The 17,219-nt window shown below is 55.0% G+C and carries 15 protein-coding genes and 1 pseudogene; 5 read left to right on the forward strand and 11 right to left on the reverse strand.

Translation table 11 applies throughout. The annotated features are described in order from the left end of the window. Positions 1 to 130 precede the first annotated feature (130 nt). Genes FE848_RS06965 through FE848_RS06975 form a run of 3 tightly spaced genes read right to left on the reverse strand, consistent with a single transcriptional unit; the run spans position 131 to position 2,563 of the window. On the reverse strand, positions 131 to 970 hold the full coding sequence (locus tag FE848_RS06965; RefSeq protein ID WP_200202058.1) for a thymidylate synthase: 840 nt from the start codon (positions 968 to 970) through the stop codon (positions 131 to 133). Beyond that, positions 967 to 1,755 (reverse strand): prolipoprotein diacylglyceryl transferase, encoded by a 789-nt coding sequence (gene lgt / locus FE848_RS06970; RefSeq protein WP_200202059.1) that lies wholly within the window; start codon positions 1,753 to 1,755, stop codon positions 967 to 969. Before lgt ends, FE848_RS06965 begins: the two co-directional genes overlap by 4 nt. Before the next feature lie 10 nt (positions 1,756 to 1,765). Then, positions 1,766 to 2,563, reverse strand: coding sequence for a sulfite exporter TauE/SafE family protein (locus FE848_RS06975; protein ID WP_200202060.1), 798 nt, complete (start codon positions 2,561 to 2,563; stop codon positions 1,766 to 1,768). 103 nt (positions 2,564 to 2,666) lie between these two features. Between FE848_RS06975 and FE848_RS06980 the strand changes: the two genes are divergently transcribed. The 4 genes from FE848_RS06980 to dxs all read left to right on the forward strand — a co-directional run bounded on the left by FE848_RS06980 (position 2,667) and on the right by dxs (position 6,662). Next, on the forward strand, positions 2,667 to 3,440 hold the full coding sequence (locus FE848_RS06980) for an NRDE family protein (RefSeq protein ID WP_200202061.1): 774 nt from the start codon (positions 2,667 to 2,669) through the stop codon (positions 3,438 to 3,440). A gap of 55 nt (positions 3,441 to 3,495) precedes the next feature. Beyond that, a complete protein-coding gene (locus FE848_RS06985; RefSeq protein WP_200202062.1) occupies positions 3,496 to 3,750 on the forward strand; it encodes an exodeoxyribonuclease VII small subunit in 255 nt (84 codons plus the stop codon). Beyond that, positions 3,750 to 4,646: a (2E,6E)-farnesyl diphosphate synthase gene (ispA, locus tag FE848_RS06990; protein WP_200202063.1), complete on the forward strand. Its 897-nt coding sequence runs from the start codon at positions 3,750 to 3,752 to the stop codon at positions 4,644 to 4,646. Before FE848_RS06985 ends, ispA begins: the two co-directional genes overlap by 1 nt. 84 nt (positions 4,647 to 4,730) lie before the next feature. Next, positions 4,731 to 6,662 carry a 1-deoxy-D-xylulose-5-phosphate synthase gene (gene dxs / locus FE848_RS06995; protein WP_200202064.1) on the forward strand — a complete coding sequence of 644 codons (1,932 nt, stop codon included), beginning with the start codon at positions 4,731 to 4,733 and terminating at the stop codon, positions 6,660 to 6,662. A gap of 101 nt (positions 6,663 to 6,763) precedes the next feature. On the opposite strand, the gene ribA is transcribed toward dxs, so the two are convergent. The 6 genes from ribA to FE848_RS07025 form a co-directional block, all read right to left on the reverse strand. Further along, the gene (ribA, locus tag FE848_RS07000) at positions 6,764 to 7,378 is read right to left on the reverse strand and encodes a GTP cyclohydrolase II (RefSeq protein ID WP_200202065.1); all 615 of its coding nucleotides are present in this window, start codon (positions 7,376 to 7,378) and stop codon (positions 6,764 to 6,766) included. 63 nt (positions 7,379 to 7,441) lie between these two features. Next, complete coding sequence (gene moaC / locus FE848_RS07005; RefSeq protein WP_200202066.1) at positions 7,442 to 7,924, reverse strand: cyclic pyranopterin monophosphate synthase MoaC; 483 nt, start codon at positions 7,922 to 7,924, stop codon at positions 7,442 to 7,444. Between the two features lie 107 nt (positions 7,925 to 8,031). Continuing rightward, complete coding sequence (locus FE848_RS07010; protein ID WP_200202067.1) at positions 8,032 to 9,015, reverse strand: Nudix family hydrolase; 984 nt, start codon at positions 9,013 to 9,015, stop codon at positions 8,032 to 8,034. Positions 9,016 to 9,017: 2 nt separating this feature from the next. After that, positions 9,018 to 10,235, reverse strand: coding sequence for a bifunctional glutamate N-acetyltransferase/amino-acid acetyltransferase ArgJ (argJ, locus tag FE848_RS07015; protein ID WP_200202068.1), 1,218 nt, complete (start codon positions 10,233 to 10,235; stop codon positions 9,018 to 9,020). Between the two features lie 121 nt (positions 10,236 to 10,356). Next, the gene (secA, locus tag FE848_RS07020) at positions 10,357 to 13,089 is read right to left on the reverse strand and encodes a preprotein translocase subunit SecA (RefSeq protein ID WP_200202069.1); all 2,733 of its coding nucleotides are present in this window, start codon (positions 13,087 to 13,089) and stop codon (positions 10,357 to 10,359) included. Positions 13,090 to 13,268: 179 nt separating this feature from the next. Next, on the reverse strand, positions 13,269 to 14,222 hold the full coding sequence (locus tag FE848_RS07025) for a M23 family metallopeptidase (RefSeq protein ID WP_200202070.1): 954 nt from the start codon (positions 14,220 to 14,222) through the stop codon (positions 13,269 to 13,271). A gap of 212 nt (positions 14,223 to 14,434) precedes the next feature. On the opposite strand from FE848_RS07025, the gene FE848_RS07030 reads away from it, so the two are divergent. Next, positions 14,435 to 14,881: a DciA family protein gene (locus tag FE848_RS07030; protein WP_200202071.1), complete on the forward strand. Its 447-nt coding sequence runs from the start codon at positions 14,435 to 14,437 to the stop codon at positions 14,879 to 14,881. Positions 14,882 to 14,892: 11 nt separating this feature from the next. Here FE848_RS07030 and lpxC read toward each other — a convergent pair whose 3' ends face one another. Continuing rightward, positions 14,893 to 15,810: a UDP-3-O-acyl-N-acetylglucosamine deacetylase gene (gene lpxC / locus FE848_RS07035; protein ID WP_200202072.1), complete on the reverse strand. Its 918-nt coding sequence runs from the start codon at positions 15,808 to 15,810 to the stop codon at positions 14,893 to 14,895. A gap of 323 nt (positions 15,811 to 16,133) precedes the next feature. Beyond that, positions 16,134 to 17,175, reverse strand: a pseudogene (gene ftsZ / locus FE848_RS07040) (cell division protein FtsZ); the annotation flags it as partial. Positions 17,176 to 17,219: the final 44 nt, after the last annotated feature.

Consider the following 17,219-nt stretch of genomic DNA (forward strand, 5'->3'; position numbering starts at 1 on the left):
CGAAAATGTGCGGAGCCATGGATGGCGGAGCCAAGCGTACACGGACGTATTCACAGCGTTTTTCGGAATGCCCTTCCCGCTCGTCCGCCCCCCAGGTTTACGGTCAGATTTTTAAAGGCACGCGCCGAGCTTAAATAGCTATAGGTGCTTTGATGCCGGGGTAAGGGTCGTAGCCTTCGAACTCGAAGTCTTCCAGTTCGTAGTCAAAAATTGAATCTGGCTTACGCTTGATAACCAGCTTAGGCAGGGCCTTTGGCTCGCGCTTTAGCTGCTCGAAAACGATGTCATCGGTGAGGTGATTTTGATACAGATGACAGTCGCCAAAGGTATGCACAAACTCGCCAACTTCCAGTTCACACTGCTGCGCAATCATATGCGTTAACAAGGCGTATGACGCAATGTTGAAGGGTACGCCCAAAAAAAGATCTGCACTACGCTGATAAAGCTGGCAAGAGAGCTTGCCGTCGAGCACGTAGAACTGGAACAGGCAGTGGCAGGGTGCCAGTGCCATCAGGCCTTTCTCGGCGTTTTCCTGAGGTCCAATAGATTCATCCGGAAGCTCGGCCGGGTTCCAGGCGGATACGATCAGGCGACGGGAGTTTGGCTTTTTGCGGATCTGGTCGATTACTTCGCTGATCTGGTCGACTACCCGTCCGTCCGGGCACTCCCAGCTTCGCCACTGCTTGCCGTAAATCGGGCCAAGGTCGCCATTTTCCAGCGCCCACTCGTTCCAGATGGAGACTTTGCGTTCTTTCAGCCAGTTGTTGTCTGTGGAGCCTTTCAGGAACCAGAGCAACTCGTAAATGATACTGCGCAGGTGAACTTTTTTGGTGGTAACCAGAGGAAAACCTTCCTGGAGGTTAAACCGGATCTGGCGTCCGAAAACAGAGCGGGTACCAACGCCGGTACGGTCGCCTTTGTCGAACCCATTATCAACCACATCACGCATCAGATCGAGATAGGCTTTCATTCCGCGTTTCTCCGATAAGCAATAAACATCAAGGCCATGCCAGCCAAAAGCATTGGGAGGGAAAGCACCTGCCCCATGGTGAGCCAATCAAACGCCAGGTACCCTAATTGCGCATCTGGCTGGCGCACAAACTCAACCAGGAAGCGGAAAATACCGTAGCAAATCAGAAACAACCCTGACACTGCCATTCTTGGGCGCGGTTTTGCAGAGAACCACCAGAGGATGATAAAAAACAGCACCCCTTCAAGGGCAAACTGGTAAAGCTGGGAAGGGTGGCGGGCCAGCGCATCCGGGGCCTGACGGAATACCATGCCCCAAGGCATATCCGTGGGTTTGCCCCATAGCTCACCGTTGATAAAGTTACCGATTCGCCCAGCCCCAAGGCCTACTGGCACCAAGGGTGCAACAAAATCCGCAAGGTGCCAGAACCCGGTTCCTATCTTGCGGCCGTACCACCAGATGGCGAACATGACACCCAGCAACCCGCCGTGGAAGGACATTCCACCTTCCCATACCCGCAGGAGCCAAAGAGGGTCTGCCAGGAAGGCATCAAAATTGTAGAAAATGACGTAACCAAAACGCCCACCCAGGATAACCCCCAAAGCAAGGTAAAACAGAAGGTCGCCCATCTGCTCTTCAGTAATCGGCGACCAGGGCTTGCGTGTGCGCAGCCTGCCCAACCACCAGCCTGCGAGAAAGCCAACCAGATAGGTCAGCCCGTACCAGTGAATCTTGAGCGGCCCGATGGCGATGGCTACGGGGTCTATCTGTGGATGCTGAAGCATCAATAACCTCTCAACTCAAAAGAAAACGTAAGCCAACCAGCAATAGCAAGATGGCAAACACGCGTTTCAGAACCCTGGCATTAAGCCGGTGTGCCAGGTTAGCTCCCACACGCGCAAACAACACACTGGTGAGAATAATTCCGATAAAAGCCGGCAAGTAGATAAAGCCAAGGCTGTATTCCGGCAAGGCCGGCTGATTCCATCCTGTCCAGGCATTACCAAGCGCTCCAGCAATGGCAATGGGCAGCCCGCACGCAGCAGAGGTACCTACCGCCTGCTGCATCCGGACGTTGCTCCAACTGAGATAAGGAACAGTGAGAGTGCCTCCGCCGATACCAAAAATGGCAGAGGCCCAGCCAATGCCAGCACCAGCCGCCGTAAGGCCAGGCTTGCCTGCAACATTTCTGCCCGGCGCAGGATTTACATCGAGCAGCATTTTAAGGCCCACGAGGATGACAAAGACGCCAATAATTAGTTCCAGTACAGCACCACTCAACAGGGCCGCTGTCCAGGCACCAAGAAGCGCCCCGACTATAATGCCAAAGGCCATCGGCCGGAATATATCCCAGCGGATAGCCCCGTGGCCGTGGTGCGAGCGAATGGAGCTGAGAGATGTGAATACGATGGTCGCAAGTGAGGTTCCAACGGCCATATGTGCCGCAATTTCCAGACTAAAGCCTTGAGCCCCGAAACTGAAAATCAGCACAGGCACAATAATAAGGCCGCCGCCAATTCCAAAAAGGCCTGCAAGGGTGCCCGCAAAGGCGCCGAGTATCAGATAGATGGCAAATACGGACAACAGGGACATACACACTCACACATCCGGGAAAACAAGGCTGGTATGATACACATCGGCCGTGGCAACTTCACCACAAGCATCACCCCTATCACCTACTGGAGAGCAACGTCGCATGTGCCTGATCGCATTTTCTCTTGGCCAGAGCGCCCGATTTCCGCTGGTGGTAGCCGCTAACCGTGATGAGTTTTTTCGCAGACCCACCGCACCTATGGACTGGTGGACAACAGATGCTGGCAACCGAGTGCTCTCCGGCCGGGATTTGCAATCCGGCGGCACCTGGCTGGCCGTGTCCCCGGAAGGGCTGGTCACCGCGGTAACGAATGTCCGAGAAGGGTCGCCAGAAGCCGGCAGTATAAGCCGTGGAGAGCTACCCCTCAGGGCGCTTGCAGAATCAGAAGTGCAACTGCAAAACAGCCTGAAAGGCACATCATCCTGCTACTCAGGGTTCAATCTGGTTCGCCTCGGTGAGAGCTCTGGCTGGTACTACAGCAACCGCGATGCTCACCCGGGCCGCAACATTTACCGTGGCACTTATGGTCTGAGCAATCACCTGCTCCAAACACCTTGGCCCAAGCTTTTGCGCCTCAGGGAAGCGGTTGGCCACACAGTTAAATCTGCTGACAGGAACACAGACACTCTGCACAAAGAGCTTACCAGCCTGCTGCAAGACACCACGCCCGCGCCAGACCACCTGCTCCCGAACTCAGGCGTACACCGTGATACCGAGCGCTTTCTTTCATCTCCATTTATAACCGGCACAGAATACGGCACCCGCGCCACTACCGTAATCAGCATCTCCAACACCGGCGAAATCCATGTGAGTGAGCAAAGCTGGGCACCTGAAGGGCATCCTGTGGAATACCGGGAGTTCCACTGGCAGCGATAGCGCTCAGCCTCTGATATAATCCGCGAAATTCGTCCACCCGATCGGAGGGCCGCAGATGGCCGGTCAACAAGACGCTACATCCATTGCCGACTTTGAAAAGTCTCTTGATGAGCTGGAAACACTTGTTCGCAACCTCGAACAGGGGGAGTTATCTCTCGAGCAATCCCTGACGGCCTTCGAGCGCGGCGTGAAGCTTACCCGCGCTTGTCAGCAGGCCCTCAAAGGCGCTGAGCAGCGAGTTGAACAACTGGTGCAGAATGATGACGGCACCCTGGAAACCCGCCCTTTTTCTCCGGACGACGCCGACTGATGCCTAACGGAACCCTGCCGACCATGGATTACCTTGAAACCTGCCGCAGCCGTGTGGATGCTGAGCTGGACCGCCTCATTGCATCCGGGTCGACCTCTAAGCGACTTCAGGAAGCCATGCGCTACAGTGTTCTGGGCGGAGGTAAACGTATACGCCCGGCGTTAAGTCTGGCCGCTGCAAGCGCTTTGGGACAGGATATGGAGATCGCTCTGGTGCCCGCCTGTGCGGTCGAGTTGATCCACGCTTATTCACTTGTTCATGACGACCTTCCAGCCATGGACAACGACGAACTGCGCCGGGGCCGGCCCACTGCCCATATTGCTTTTGATGAGGCTACAGCTATTCTTGCCGGCGATGCCCTGCAGGCATTGGCGTTTGAGTGGCTGGCAGAAGCGCCCGGGATAGAAGCTCCAGCACGGCTTGCCATGATTCAGGAACTGGCCCACGCAAGTGGCCATAGTGGTATGGTCGGAGGCCAGGCTATTGACCTTGAATCTGTCGGCAAGAGCCTGACACTGGCACAACTTGAAAATATGCACCGACATAAAACCGGTGCATTAATTGAAGCCAGCGTTCGCATTGGTGCGCTGACCGCCCCTGATGTCAGCAAACGCTCACTGGAAGCCCTGACAACCTACGCCAAAGCGCTCGGGTTGGCGTTCCAGGTTCAGGATGACCTCCTGGACATTGAAGGCGATACTGAAATCATCGGTAAGCCTCAGGGCTCCGATATCGCCCGCGCCAAGCCGACTTATCCGGCACTGCTTGGGCTGGACGGAGCGCGGCAGCACCTCTCCTCTTTGCTGAACAGTGCCCTTCAGAGCCTGCAGGACTTCGGGCCGGAAGCCGACCCTCTCAGAGCCATGGCGGATTACGTAGTGGCAAGAACTCACTGAACCTGCTGACATATGTGAAATAGGCCTCCCTGTTCCCTTATAATGCCAGCCAGTTATCGAACATCCCGGAAAAGACCCGTACAGATGCAGGACACTTATATTTTCAAGGAAATCCCGTCACAGCGACCCAACACACCGTTGCTGGACCGGATTGACGTACCCGCCCAACTGCGGGAGCTGCCGTCTGATCAGCTGACCCAGTTTGCGAGAGAGCTACGGGCCTTCCTGCTGTGGTCTGTCGGGCAGACCGGTGGCCATTTTGGCGCCGGGCTGGGCGTGCTCGAACTCACGGTAGCCTTACACTATGTTTTCAACACACCGGAAGACCGACTGGTGTGGGATGTTGGCCACCAGGCCTACCCACACAAGATCCTGACCGGCCGCCGTGAGCAAATGGGCAGCATCCGGCGCAAAGACGGCCTTGCCGGTTTCCCCAAACGTGCGGAAAGCGTGTACGACACCTTTGGTGTGGGCCATTCCAGCACCTCCATCAGCGCAGCCTTGGGCATGGCCATCGCCGCCCGACAGCAGGACACTGGCCGCAAAAGCATTGCCGTAATCGGTGATGGCGCCATGACAGCAGGCATGGCTTTTGAGGCACTGAACCACGCTGGGCACCTGCGCGCCGATATGCTGGTGATCCTGAACGATAACGACATGTCGATTTCGCGCAATGTCGGAGGTCTATCCAACTATTTCGCCAAATTGCTATCAAGCCGTACCTACAACCAGGTTCGCGACAGCAGCAAAAAAGTTCTTCAGGGTGCACCCCACCTGATGGCCCTGGCAAAGAAAACCGAAGAGCACTTCAAAGGCATGATTGTGCCGGGCACGCTGTTTGAAGAACTGGGTTTCAACTACATCGGGCCTATTGATGGCCACGACCTGCCCTTACTGGTTGAGACGCTGGAAAATATCCGCGAGCTTGAGGGGCCTCAGTTCCTCCACGTGGTAACGACCAAGGGCAAGGGCTTTGCCCCGGCGGAAGCCGACCCCATTGGCTACCACGCTATAAACAAAATTGAACCTGTACCCGCCAGCAAGCCAGAGCCAGTCAAATCTGTCGCGACGACGCAAAAGTATGCGAACGTTTTCGGCCAGTGGCTGTGTGATGCGGCTGAACTGGATGATCGTGTGAGCGGTATTACCCCCGCCATGTGCGAAGGCTCGGATTTGCTGGCGTTCTCTGAACGCTTCCCGGACCGATATTTCGATGTCGCCATTGCGGAACAGCATGCCGTAACGCTAGCAGCGGGCATGGCCTGCGATGGCGCAAAACCGGTGGTTGCAATCTACTCGACGTTTTTACAACGCGGCTACGATCAGCTGATTCACGATGTGGCCATCCAGAATCTGGATGTACTGTTCGCTATCGACCGGGCGGGTCTGGTCGGTGAAGACGGGCCGACCCACGCAGGCGCGTTTGATATCAGCTACCTGCGCTGCATACCGAATATGGTGTTGATGACGCCATCGGACGAGAACGAAACCCGTCAACTGCTTCAGACTGGCCTGATGTTTGATGGCCCAGCAGCTGTGCGCTACCCGCGCGGAACCGGGCCAGGTGCAGAGATCCAGAAAGAACTTACCCCACTGGCAATCGGCAAGGGACGCAAGGTTCGCGAAGGCAGCGGCATCGCTATTCTCAACTTTGGCACGCTACTCACACCGGCTCTGGAAGCCGCCGAAAAGCTGGGGGCAACCGTGGCCGACATGCGCTTCGTCAAGCCTTTGGACGAGGCGCTGGTTCTGGAACTCGCAGAACAACACGACCTGCTGGTTACTCTCGAAGAGAATGCCATTGCCGGCGGCGCAGGGAGTGCTGTTACGGAGTTTCTGAACAGCCAGGAGGTTTCCATGCCGGTGCTTCAACTCGGGTTGCCAGACAGCTTTATTGATCACGGCAAACACGAAGAACTGCTCAAGGATTGCGGGTTGGATGCCAATGGCATATTCGCCGCCATAAGCACGCGCATGGAACGCCTGCAGCACCAAAGGCTCAAAGCGGTCAAATAACACCGCCAGCCAGAAGTCTTCTTACCAATACGCAAAAAGCCCGCTTATTTAATAAGGCGGGCTTTTTTGTGTCTGCCAGAAGTACCAGGCCAAAACTGGAATTATAGCTGGGGGTCATCGTCCTGATGGGTTTCCAGCCAATGCCCAAGCTTACTTTGCTTGGTGTCGAGATAATGCTCGTTATGAGGATTGCGACCAACATGCAAGGGAACGCGCTCGGTTACTGCAATGCCATAAGAGGTCAGTGCTTTGACCTTGCGAGGATTATTCGTCATCAGGCGCAGGCTTTTGATACCCAGATGTTCCAGCATATCCTTGCACATGCTGTAATCGCGCAAGTCTGCGGCAAAACCCAGGCGCTCGTTTGCCTCAACGGTATCTGCGCCCTGATCCTGCAGACGGTAGGCGCGGATTTTATTCAGCAAGCCGATACCCCGGCCTTCCTGACGCAAATACATCAGAATACCGCGGCCTTCACGAGCAATGCTGCGTAACGCCTCTTCAAGCTGATAACCACAGTCGCAACGCATGCTGTACAACGCATCGCCTGTAAGGCATTCAGAGTGCGTGCGGGCCAGCATGGGCTCGTCGCCGTCCAGCGACCCCAGGGTCAGGGCAACATGCTCCTTTCCCGTGTCCGGTTCTTCAAAGCCATGCATATCGAATACCCCGAAAGGGGTCGGCAACCGGCAGGTCTCGATGTAACGAACAGCCACAGTGCTTCCTCGTGGTTCAATAAATCTGGGCGCGTATTCTATCACGGGCGCGCCCATCAGGCATCAGTGGTCGTCGGCAATCCAATGCCCACTGCGACCGCCCTTCTTCTCCAACAAACGCACCTTGCCAATTTCCATACCCTTGTCGACGGCCTTGCACATATCGTACAGAGTCAGGGCTGCGATACTGGCGGCTGTCAGGGCTTCCATTTCCACACCGGTCTGGCCGGCTAGCTTGCACCTGGTCAGTATATGCACCGATGCGCCGTCTGCTCCCGCAGTAAGCTCCACCTTCACTGAGGTGAGGTTCAGGGCGTGGCACAAGGGAATCAGATCGTGGGTTCGTTTGGCGGCCATTATTCCGGCAATACGGGCGACGGCCAGCACATCACCTTTCGGGTGCTCCCCGTCGATGATCATCCGGAGGGTTTCTGCCGCCATATGAATGGTCGCTTCGGCGCGCGCTTCACGCTCCGTTACGGCTTTCTCCGTAACGTCCACCATGCGGGCTTCACCCTTGTCGTCAAGATGCGTCAGTTTACTCACGGTGTCTCCCGGGTTTCAGTTTCAGTAAGTGGTGAGCAGGTTGCACTAAAATAAAGTATCAAGGGCCGGAGCATACCAGAGATGTAGGACAGCGCGGCGAATCCAGGTCAACCCTGAGGCCACCAGTACCGGATCCCGGCGATACCTTGAGCGCCTGCCTGCTGAGCTTCATCAAGATCTTCTGGCTGCAGCCCTCCCAGCCCGAAAACCGGAATGGGTGCGTTTGCGACCAGATCACGGAATCCCGCCCAGCCCAGTACGGGAGCGCCCGGGTGCGTCTCTGTGGGCTTTACCGGGCCAAGCGTCACATAGTCTGCCCCAATCGCCACTGCATGATCTATCTCACGGGCGTTGTGGCAGGAAACCCCAAGCCATACCCCATCAGGCACAGGCCTTGCCTCAAGTTTTTGGGCCTCTCGCCACGGCAGGTGCAGCCCAGCCGCATCGGGGGTGTCATCGAATGCTGCAGGCGAGCCATGCACCAAAAGGCCGGCTCCAGCTCGCTCGCACAGCTCCAGTGCAGTTTCAGCAACAGAAGCATAGCTCTCTGAATCCAAAGCTGGCGCTCTCAACATAATCAACGCCGAACGATCCTGCTCTGACAAGCGCTCAAGGGCCCTGCCCAGTAGTTGACCAGGATCGGCATCAGGACTGAACTCGCCGGTTAACGCCAGCAAGCAAGGGAGTTGCAGCGCCCGGATAATTGGCCGGTTAGCTGCCGGAAAATCCTCATCCCGCAGGCTTTCAGGGCGAACCCACTCTATGGGCTGCCCTTCACGGCCATGAGCGTCACCCTCGGCCTGATCCGTTCGCCAAACATCCAGAAAGACCCGCTTGTCGCCGTAGTCGTGGCGGATACCAATCACTGGTCGCAAGGAGCCCTCCGGTATGTGTAAACCGGTTTCTTCGGCAATCTCCCGAACCAAGGCAGCCTGTACCGTTTCATCCGGCTCAACTTTGCCACCGGGAAATTCAAGCAAACCACCTTGATGGACATGGTCCGGGCGGCGGGCAATAAGTACACACCCATCACGAACGATGACGCCAACGGCCACGTGGATCTCCCGAACACCAACGTCTGTTTTGGCCATGCTCAGCTGCGATAATCTGCGTTGATGGTGACATAGTCATGGGAGAAATCGCAGGTCCAGACGGTTTCCCTTATGTCGCCCCGTTTAAGGTTGATAGCAATCGTAATCTCCTCCTGATCCATTACTGCCTGACCCCGCTCCTCGGAATAATCCTCAGCACGTCCACCGTCTCTCACAAGACATACATCTCCGAGGTGGATTTCCAGGGCATTAACGTCCAGATCCACTACTCCAGCCCGGCCTACGGCCGCCAGAATGCGCCCCCAGTTGGGGTCTGATGCAAACAGCGCGGTCTTCACCAGAGGTGAGTGAGCGACTGTATAGGCCACATCCAGGGCCTCCTGCTGGGCGGCTGCACCACTAACCTGAATGGTAATGAACTTGGTGGCGCCTTCACCGTCACGCACGATGGCGTGGGCGAGATCCATGTAGATATCTTTTAGCGCAGCCTTGAGCGCCGGCAGATGCGGGCTGTCGAGGGTAATTTCAGGGCCGGAGTACTGGCCGCTGGCGATGAGCGTACAGGCATCGTTGGTGGAGGTGTCACCATCAATAGTGATTCGATTGAAGGATTGCTCCCCCAGTTCTGATGCCAAAGCCTGCAACGCATCTTGCGCAATACGCGCATCGGTGGCGATAAAGCCCAGCATGGTCGCCATATTGGGGCGAATCATACCAGCGCCCTTGCTGATGCCGGAAATAGACACTGTGTGGCCGCCCAGATCAAACTGAACCGACGCACCCTTCGGCCGCGTGTCTGTGGTCATTATACCGCTCGCCGCTTCCGCCCAGCGATTGTCCGCCGTGCTGCCCAAGGCTTCTGGCAGAGCGCCCACAATCTTCTGAACCGGCAATGGCTCACCAATCACCCCTGTTGAATAAGGCAGTACCTCTGCAGCAGTGACTCCGGCATGCTCTGCCAAGGCCTGACAACAAGCAAGCGCATCATCCATGCCACGGGCACCTGTACCCGCATTGGCATTACCTGTGTTGATCAAAAGGTAACGCGGGGCTTTTTCAGCCAGATGTTTGCGACTCAAGGTTACCGGGGCTGCGCAGAACTGGTTGCGGGTAAACAAGCCGGCAACACGGCTTCCCGGTGCCAACTCAAACACCACAATGTCCTTGCGTCCAGGCTTCTTGATGCCCGCGCTGGCAATACCCACCTTGACACCTGCTACGGGAAAAAACTCGGGTAAGGTTCCTGGTCCAACCGCCATCCTGCCGCTCCTTTTTATAATGCTACTAGTATGAATAGGTCTGAAAACGAAAAACCCGCAGTCTGCCAGTTAACTGGCCGATTGCGGGCTCCGTACTTTACTTCCTGTCTGTGCAGGGTGGTCAGCTTACCTTGCCACAGCACTGTTTGAATTTCTTGCCGGATCCGCATGGGCAGGGCTCGTTACGGCCCACTTTACGCTCCTGGCGCACAAAGGTTTCTGGCGCACCCTGATCTTCATCCCTTCGCTCGCCTTCGCCCTGCGCTGTCGCACTGGATTCATCGTGACGCAGGCGTGCCCGTGCCAGCTCCTGCTCGAGTTCTTCCTTGCGGCGACGCTCAACCTCTTCCATTTCTTCCCGGCTCTGAACCCGAACATGACACAGCACACGGGTTACATCGCGCTTCATGGTTTCCAGCATGGTTTCAAACAGATTAAACGCTTCGCGCTTGTATTCCTGCTTGGGGTTCTTCTGAGCATAGCCACGCAAGTGGATGCCGCGCCGCAGGTGATCCATGTTGGAAAGATGTTCTTTCCACAAGGTATCCAGGACCTGCAGGAACACCTGCTTTTCAAACCTGCGCATGGACTCTGCGCCAGCAATCTCTTCCTTCGCCCGGTATGCTGCAACGATTTCGTCCAGAATTTTCTGGCGCAGGTTGTCTTCGTATAGTTTCTTGTCCTCTTCCAGCCATGCCTGAACAGGCAAGTCGATAGACATTTCAGACTGTAACTGCGCTTCCAGCCCGGCCACATCCCACTGCTCTGGCATGCTCTGGGGCGGAATATGCTCGCTGACCAGCGAATCAACAACATCCGCACGGATGGTATCAACCATTTCGGAGACATCCTCTGAGGACATCACTTCGTTACGCTGATCGTAAATAACCGTACGCTGATCGTTCGCTACATCGTCATACTCAAGCAGCGTTTTACGCATATCGAAGTTACGACCCTCGACCTTGCGTTGGGATTTCTCAATGGCGTTGGTAACCATTCGATGCTCAATGGCCTCGCCTTTCTTCATTCCCATAGCCTGCATCAGGCTTTTGACCCGATCCGGCGCAAAGATACGCATCAGGTTGTCTTCCAGAGACAGGAAGAAACGGGAAGAACCCGGGTCACCCTGACGCCCGGCACGGCCGCGTAACTGGTTGTCTATACGGCGGGATTCGTGGCGCTCGGTGCCCACAATGTGCAGACCACCCGCTTCCAGAACCTGATTGTGGCGCTCTGTCCACTCAGCCTTGAGGCGAGCAACCTCTTCTTCAGTGGGATTATCCAGGGCAGCAACCTCGTGCTCCCAGTTACCACCCAGTACAATATCCGTGCCCCGTCCAGCCATGTTGGTAGCGATGGTCACAGCACCCGGCCGCCCTGCCTGGGCGATGATCTGCGCCTCTGACTCATGCTGCTTGGCGTTAAGGATCTTGTGCTCAATGCGCGCCTTTTTCAGCAGCATGGAGAGTAATTCAGAGGCTTCGATGGAAGCGGTACCAACCAGGATTGGCCGTCCCTCCGCTGTCACATCTTTGATTTCATCAATGATGGCGTGGAATTTTTCATCCTGGGTGAGATAAACAAGGTCGTTGTAATCAATTCTCTGAATCGGCTTGTTGGGCGGTATCACCACCACGTCAAGACCGTAAATCTGGCGGAATTCAAAGGCTTCGGTATCTGCAGTACCCGTCATGCCGCCGAGTTTTTCATACAACCGGAAATAGTTCTGGAATGTTGTTGAAGCCAGCGTCTGGCTTTCGGCCTGAATTTTCAGACCTTCTTTAGCCTCTATCGCCTGATGCAGCCCTTCACTCCAGCGACGACCGGGCATAGTGCGCCCTGTATGCTCGTCAACAATAACAACCTGGCCACCCTGAACAATGTAATCTACATCCTTCTGGAACAAGTGATGGGCACGAAGCGCTGAGTGCACGTGGTGCAGCAAGCTCAGGTTGGCCGCTGAGTAGAGGCTCTCACCTTCTTCCAGTAGCTGGCGACCCAGCAGAAGTTCTTCAACCCGCTCGTGGCCCCCTTCAGTCAATTCAACCTGGCGCGATTTCTCGTCGATGGTGAAATCGCCGGAGGATTCCCCCTCTTCACTGACCTCCCCTTTCTCAAGGCTGGGGATCAGCTCGTTGATAGCCAGGTATGCTTTGGAGCTATCCTCCGCAGCGCCAGAGATGATCAGCGGCGTCCGGGCTTCGTCAATAAGGATGGAGTCAACTTCGTCGACAATCGCGTAGTAAAGGCCACGTTGCACTTTGTCATCTGTGCTAAAGGCCATATTGTCACGGAGGTAATCAAAACCGAATTCGTTGTTGGTACCGTAGGTGATATCTGCCTGATAGGCGGCGCGTTTCTCTTCGGGAGGCTGGCCAGCGACAACTACTCCAACCTGCAAACCGAGAAAGCGATAGAGTTTACCCATCCATTCAGCATCACGACTGGCAAGGTAGTCGTTTACAGTTACTACGTGTACGCCTTTGCCAGGTAAGGCATTCAAATAAACAGCAGCAGTGGCGACCAGGGTTTTACCCTCACCGGTCTTCATCTCAGCAATCCTGCCTTCATGCAGGGTAATACCACCGATCAGCTGCACATCGTAGTGGCGCATGCCCATAACCCGGCGCCCAGCTTCACGTACAGTAGCAAAAGCCTCAGGCAGTAATGCATCGAGACTCTCTCCCTCGTCCAGCCGACGACGGAACTCGGCAGTCTTGCCCTGCAACTCGGAGTCCGTAAGATTGCCAAACTGCTCTTCAAGCTCATTAACACCCAAGGCCAGCTTGCGCATTCTCTTGATTTCTCTGGCATTTTTACTGCCGAACATCTTGGTTGCAAACTTTGAGAACATAGACCACTGCTTCTTTGATTAAACGGAGGAAGCCGGCATTCTAACCTTATTTTGCGGGAGTACAAAAGGCAGGGCTCACATAGCCGAAGTTATGCGGCTATCCTGTGCCAAATACCGGGAGCTAAAGAACCTGATGAGGCTGGCGGGGGCTAAGCGAACGTCAGGCGACACCTGAGCAATTAACGACTGGCTCTTTTCATGTAGGTTTCGGGGTTTTCTGTTTTACCGTTACGAATCACCTCGAAATGCACGTGGGGACCCGTTGAGCGACCAGTGCTTCCCATCAGCGCAAGCACCTGCCCCTTCTGAACCACGTCACCCACTTTTACCTTGATTGTCTTGCTGTGGGCGTAGCGGGTAACCAAGCCATCACCGTGGTCAACTTCAACCAGGTTGCCGTAGCCATGGCGTTCCGAGGCATAGGTCACTACACCACCAGCGACAGAAATAATATCGCTGCCATCCTTTCCGGCCAGATCAACCCCGGCGTGCCAGGTACGCTTGCCAGTAAACGGGTCTGAACGGTAGCCATAACGCGACGACAACCAACCCCAAGTGATAGGGCGACCTTCCAGATACAACTCATCCTCCAGCTTCTGGCGGGAGGAAACTTGATCAAGGAGGCGCAACTGTTGTTCGCGGTCGAGCATTTTGCGCTCCAGTTCATCAATCATCCGGGTTAAATCGGGTGCTGAGAACGAATCTGCAGGATGCGAGTCTTCCGGGCCACCAACCGCTGCTGGCTGATTAAAGTCAAATTCATCGCTGGCAACCAGTCCAGACTCCACGAAGCGCTGTCCCAAGGCATCAAGGCGCAACAAACGACCCTGAATCTCACCAAGGCGAAGGGTCAGAGCATCTACCTGGTCCTGAACATTCTGCTGTAAACCTGCAAGTTCAACTTTTTGCTCCCCCAGTTTGCTCCGCCAATGCGCAACAAGCTCGGAGTCAGTCGGCTCACGCGCTTCAGCCTTACTTTCCGCCACGCTATATCCCGCCCAGCCTGCAGCTGTTATCAGCGCAACACCCACAAGTGCCATAGCCACAACAACCGTGCTATTCAGCGCCAATACGCGGGACTTGCCGTGACTCTTGCCAACAAGAATGATATTCATAGTGTTTTCTGATTTCATCAATGAACCGCAACCATCTCCTGTAGTGTTGCGGCCCCGAATAATCCGAGTGGGTTTGCCATCCTTAGCAACAACTACGTACTGATATATCGCAGCGCCCGGTAGACATACTGATTTACAACAAGGTAAAACAAGAGTAACACCGGTGCTACGCACAAAGCGTGCCGAAGTGTAACCAATCGTTATCGTGGTCGTCGAGAAGAAAACGCCTTATGAAACGAAAAAATGAGCAAAAAATGACCTTCGACAACCTGGGCAGAACGCCGGTCCTGCGCGATCTGGTCGCAAAAGCCAACACTCACCGCAAGGCAGAAGAGGAGGTTATTGCCTCTTTACCGCCAACACTGGCGCCCGGCACCCGATTTGTCTGCTGCCTGGAAGGAGAACTAACCCTCTCTACCGAAAGCGCCGGAAAGGCCAGCCAGATTCGTTTCCGCCAGCACGAGATCATGGAAAAACTACGGGAGAACGAACTGTTCCGGTTCGTGTGGAAACTCAAAGTAAAGGTAGTACCACCAAGGTTTAACGAAAAACCACCGGCGAAAAAACTGACGCTTAGTAAAGAAAATGCCCAGCTCCTCAAAGAGGAAGCCGGGCACACGAAGGATAAAAAACTACGCGAGGTTCTCGAAAAACTCGCAAGCCACGTACGGGATTAAGGCATCCAGCCTTAAGCCGGCACCGCCAGCACAGGTTTCATATAGGAGATAGGTGCGGTCTCTTCGTTATCGAAGGTTACCACTTCCCATGCATCCTCTTCCGCCCTGAGCTTGCGCAGCAGCTTATTATTCAGATCGTGACCGGACTTGATGCCACGGAATTCACCAATCAGGCTATTGCCTAACAGGTAAAGATCACCGATTGCGTCCAGTACTTTGTGCTTGACGAACTCATCCTCATAACGAAGGCCGTCTTCGTTCAGGATTTTGTAGTCGTCTACCACAATGGCGTTATCTACACTGCCACCTAGCGCCAGATTCATCGCTCGAAGCTTTTCAATGTCACGCATGAACCCGAAAGTTCTTGCGCGGCTGACTTCCTTCACGAAAGACGTGCTTGAAAAGTCTACCGTCGCGGTCTGGGCACGGCCCTTGAACACCGGATGATCAAAGTCGATGCCGAAGCTCACCTTGAAGCCCTCAAACGGCAGGAAGGTAGCCTTCTTGTCGCCTTCTTCAATCGTGACTTCCCGCTTGATGCGAATGAAACGTTTGGCCGCTTCCTGCTCGGCAATGCCGGCAGACTGCAGCAGAAAGACGAATGGGCCGGCAGAGCCGTCCATGATCGGCACTTCTGCAGCGCTCAGTTCCACATAGCAGTTATCGATACCGAGACCAGCCATGGCTGACAACAAATGCTCGATTGTTGCCACACGGACACCGTCTTTTACCAGCGTCGTGGACAGCATGGTCTCACCCACATTTTCAGCACAGGCCAGAATCTCGACCACTGGGTCCAGATCGGTGCGACGGAAAATGATTCCCGAGTCTATCGGTGCAGGCTTCAGGGTAAGGTAAACCTTTTCTCCTGAATGCAGCCCGACTCCGGTAGCACGGATCGTGTTTTTAAGTGTCCGTTGTCTGATCATCGGTTCGTTATTCCGTAAAAATTGGCGATATTCTAAACAAAAATGTGCGCTCAGAATACCAAAAAATACGACTGATTGCCATTTGCGCGGCCCTGTATTGCCTAAACTTTAAGCAACATAGCTGCAGCAGCCAGCGTATCGTTATCCGGGATCGTGATTAATGATGACAACAATCACTCCCTACCGGATGTCATTTGCAACAGATTATCAGTCAGCCTGCCGGCGAAGGAATGCGGGAATATCGAGATAGTCGACACCCTGCTCTTCACTTTCCTTGCTCTGATCAATCGCAACATTACCGTGAGATACCGCACGGCGACGCAGGATTGCAGGGCGATCCAGCTGTTTGTAATCTGTTTTGCCGTCCAGGGAGCGGGTGTTATCCACCACCTTGGTAGGCTTTTCACGGTCTCCGCCCAGGCCTGTGGCAACAACAGTTACCTTAAGTTCGTCGGTCATTTCCGGATCGATAACGGTACCAACAACAACGGTAGCGGTATCCGATGCAAACTCACGCACAATGTCGCCAACCTCGGAGAATTCGCCCAGGTTCAGGTCCATACCGGCAGTAATGTTGACCAGAATACCCTTGGCACCCTGCAAGTTGACGTCTTCCAGCAGCGGGCTGCGGATGGCCGCTTCGGCAGCTTCCCGCGCACGGTTCTCACCGGTGGCGGTTGCCGTACCCATCATTGCCATGCCCATCTCGGACATGACTGTCTTAACGTCCGCAAAGTCAACGTTGATCATACCGTTGCGGGTAATCAGATCAGCAATACCCTGAACCGCCCCAAGCAGAACGTCGTTCGCAGCAGCGAATGCGTCCAGCAGGCTGGTCTTTTTACCCAGAACCGCCAGCAGCTTTTCGTTAGGGATGGTAATCAGCGAGTCAACGCATTCTTCCAGCTCTCTGAGCCCTTCTACGGCCAAGCTCATGCGCTTGCCGCCTTCAAAGTTGAACGGCTTGGTTACCACGGCAACGGTCAGAATGCCCATTTCCCGCGCAACTTCTGCAACCACAGGTGCAGCACCGGTACCGGTGCCACCACCCATTCCTGCGGTGATGAACACCATGTCCGCGCCTTTGATGGCTTCGGCGATACGGTCGCGATCTTCCAGAGCAGACTGCCGCCCGATTTCAGGATTCGCGCCTGCGCCCAGACCTTTCGTGATGTTACCGCCCAGCTGAATGATCTGGCGTGCATCCATACCAGCCAATGCCTGGGCATCTGTGTTGGCGCAGATAAAATCTACACCCTCAATGTCACTGTTCAGCATGTGCCGTACGGCGTTACCGCCACCACCGCCCACACCGATTACCTTAATGACAGCGTTTTGTTGGACATTATCGACTAGTTCAAACATTCCCCTTCCCCTTCGTGCTGTTTTCAGCCTTGTTCCAGGCTGTT

Source organism: Marinobacter sp. 1-3A, from assembly GCF_016597775.1.
Taxonomy (GTDB): Bacteria; Pseudomonadota; Gammaproteobacteria; order Pseudomonadales; family Oleiphilaceae; genus Marinobacter; species Marinobacter xiaoshiensis.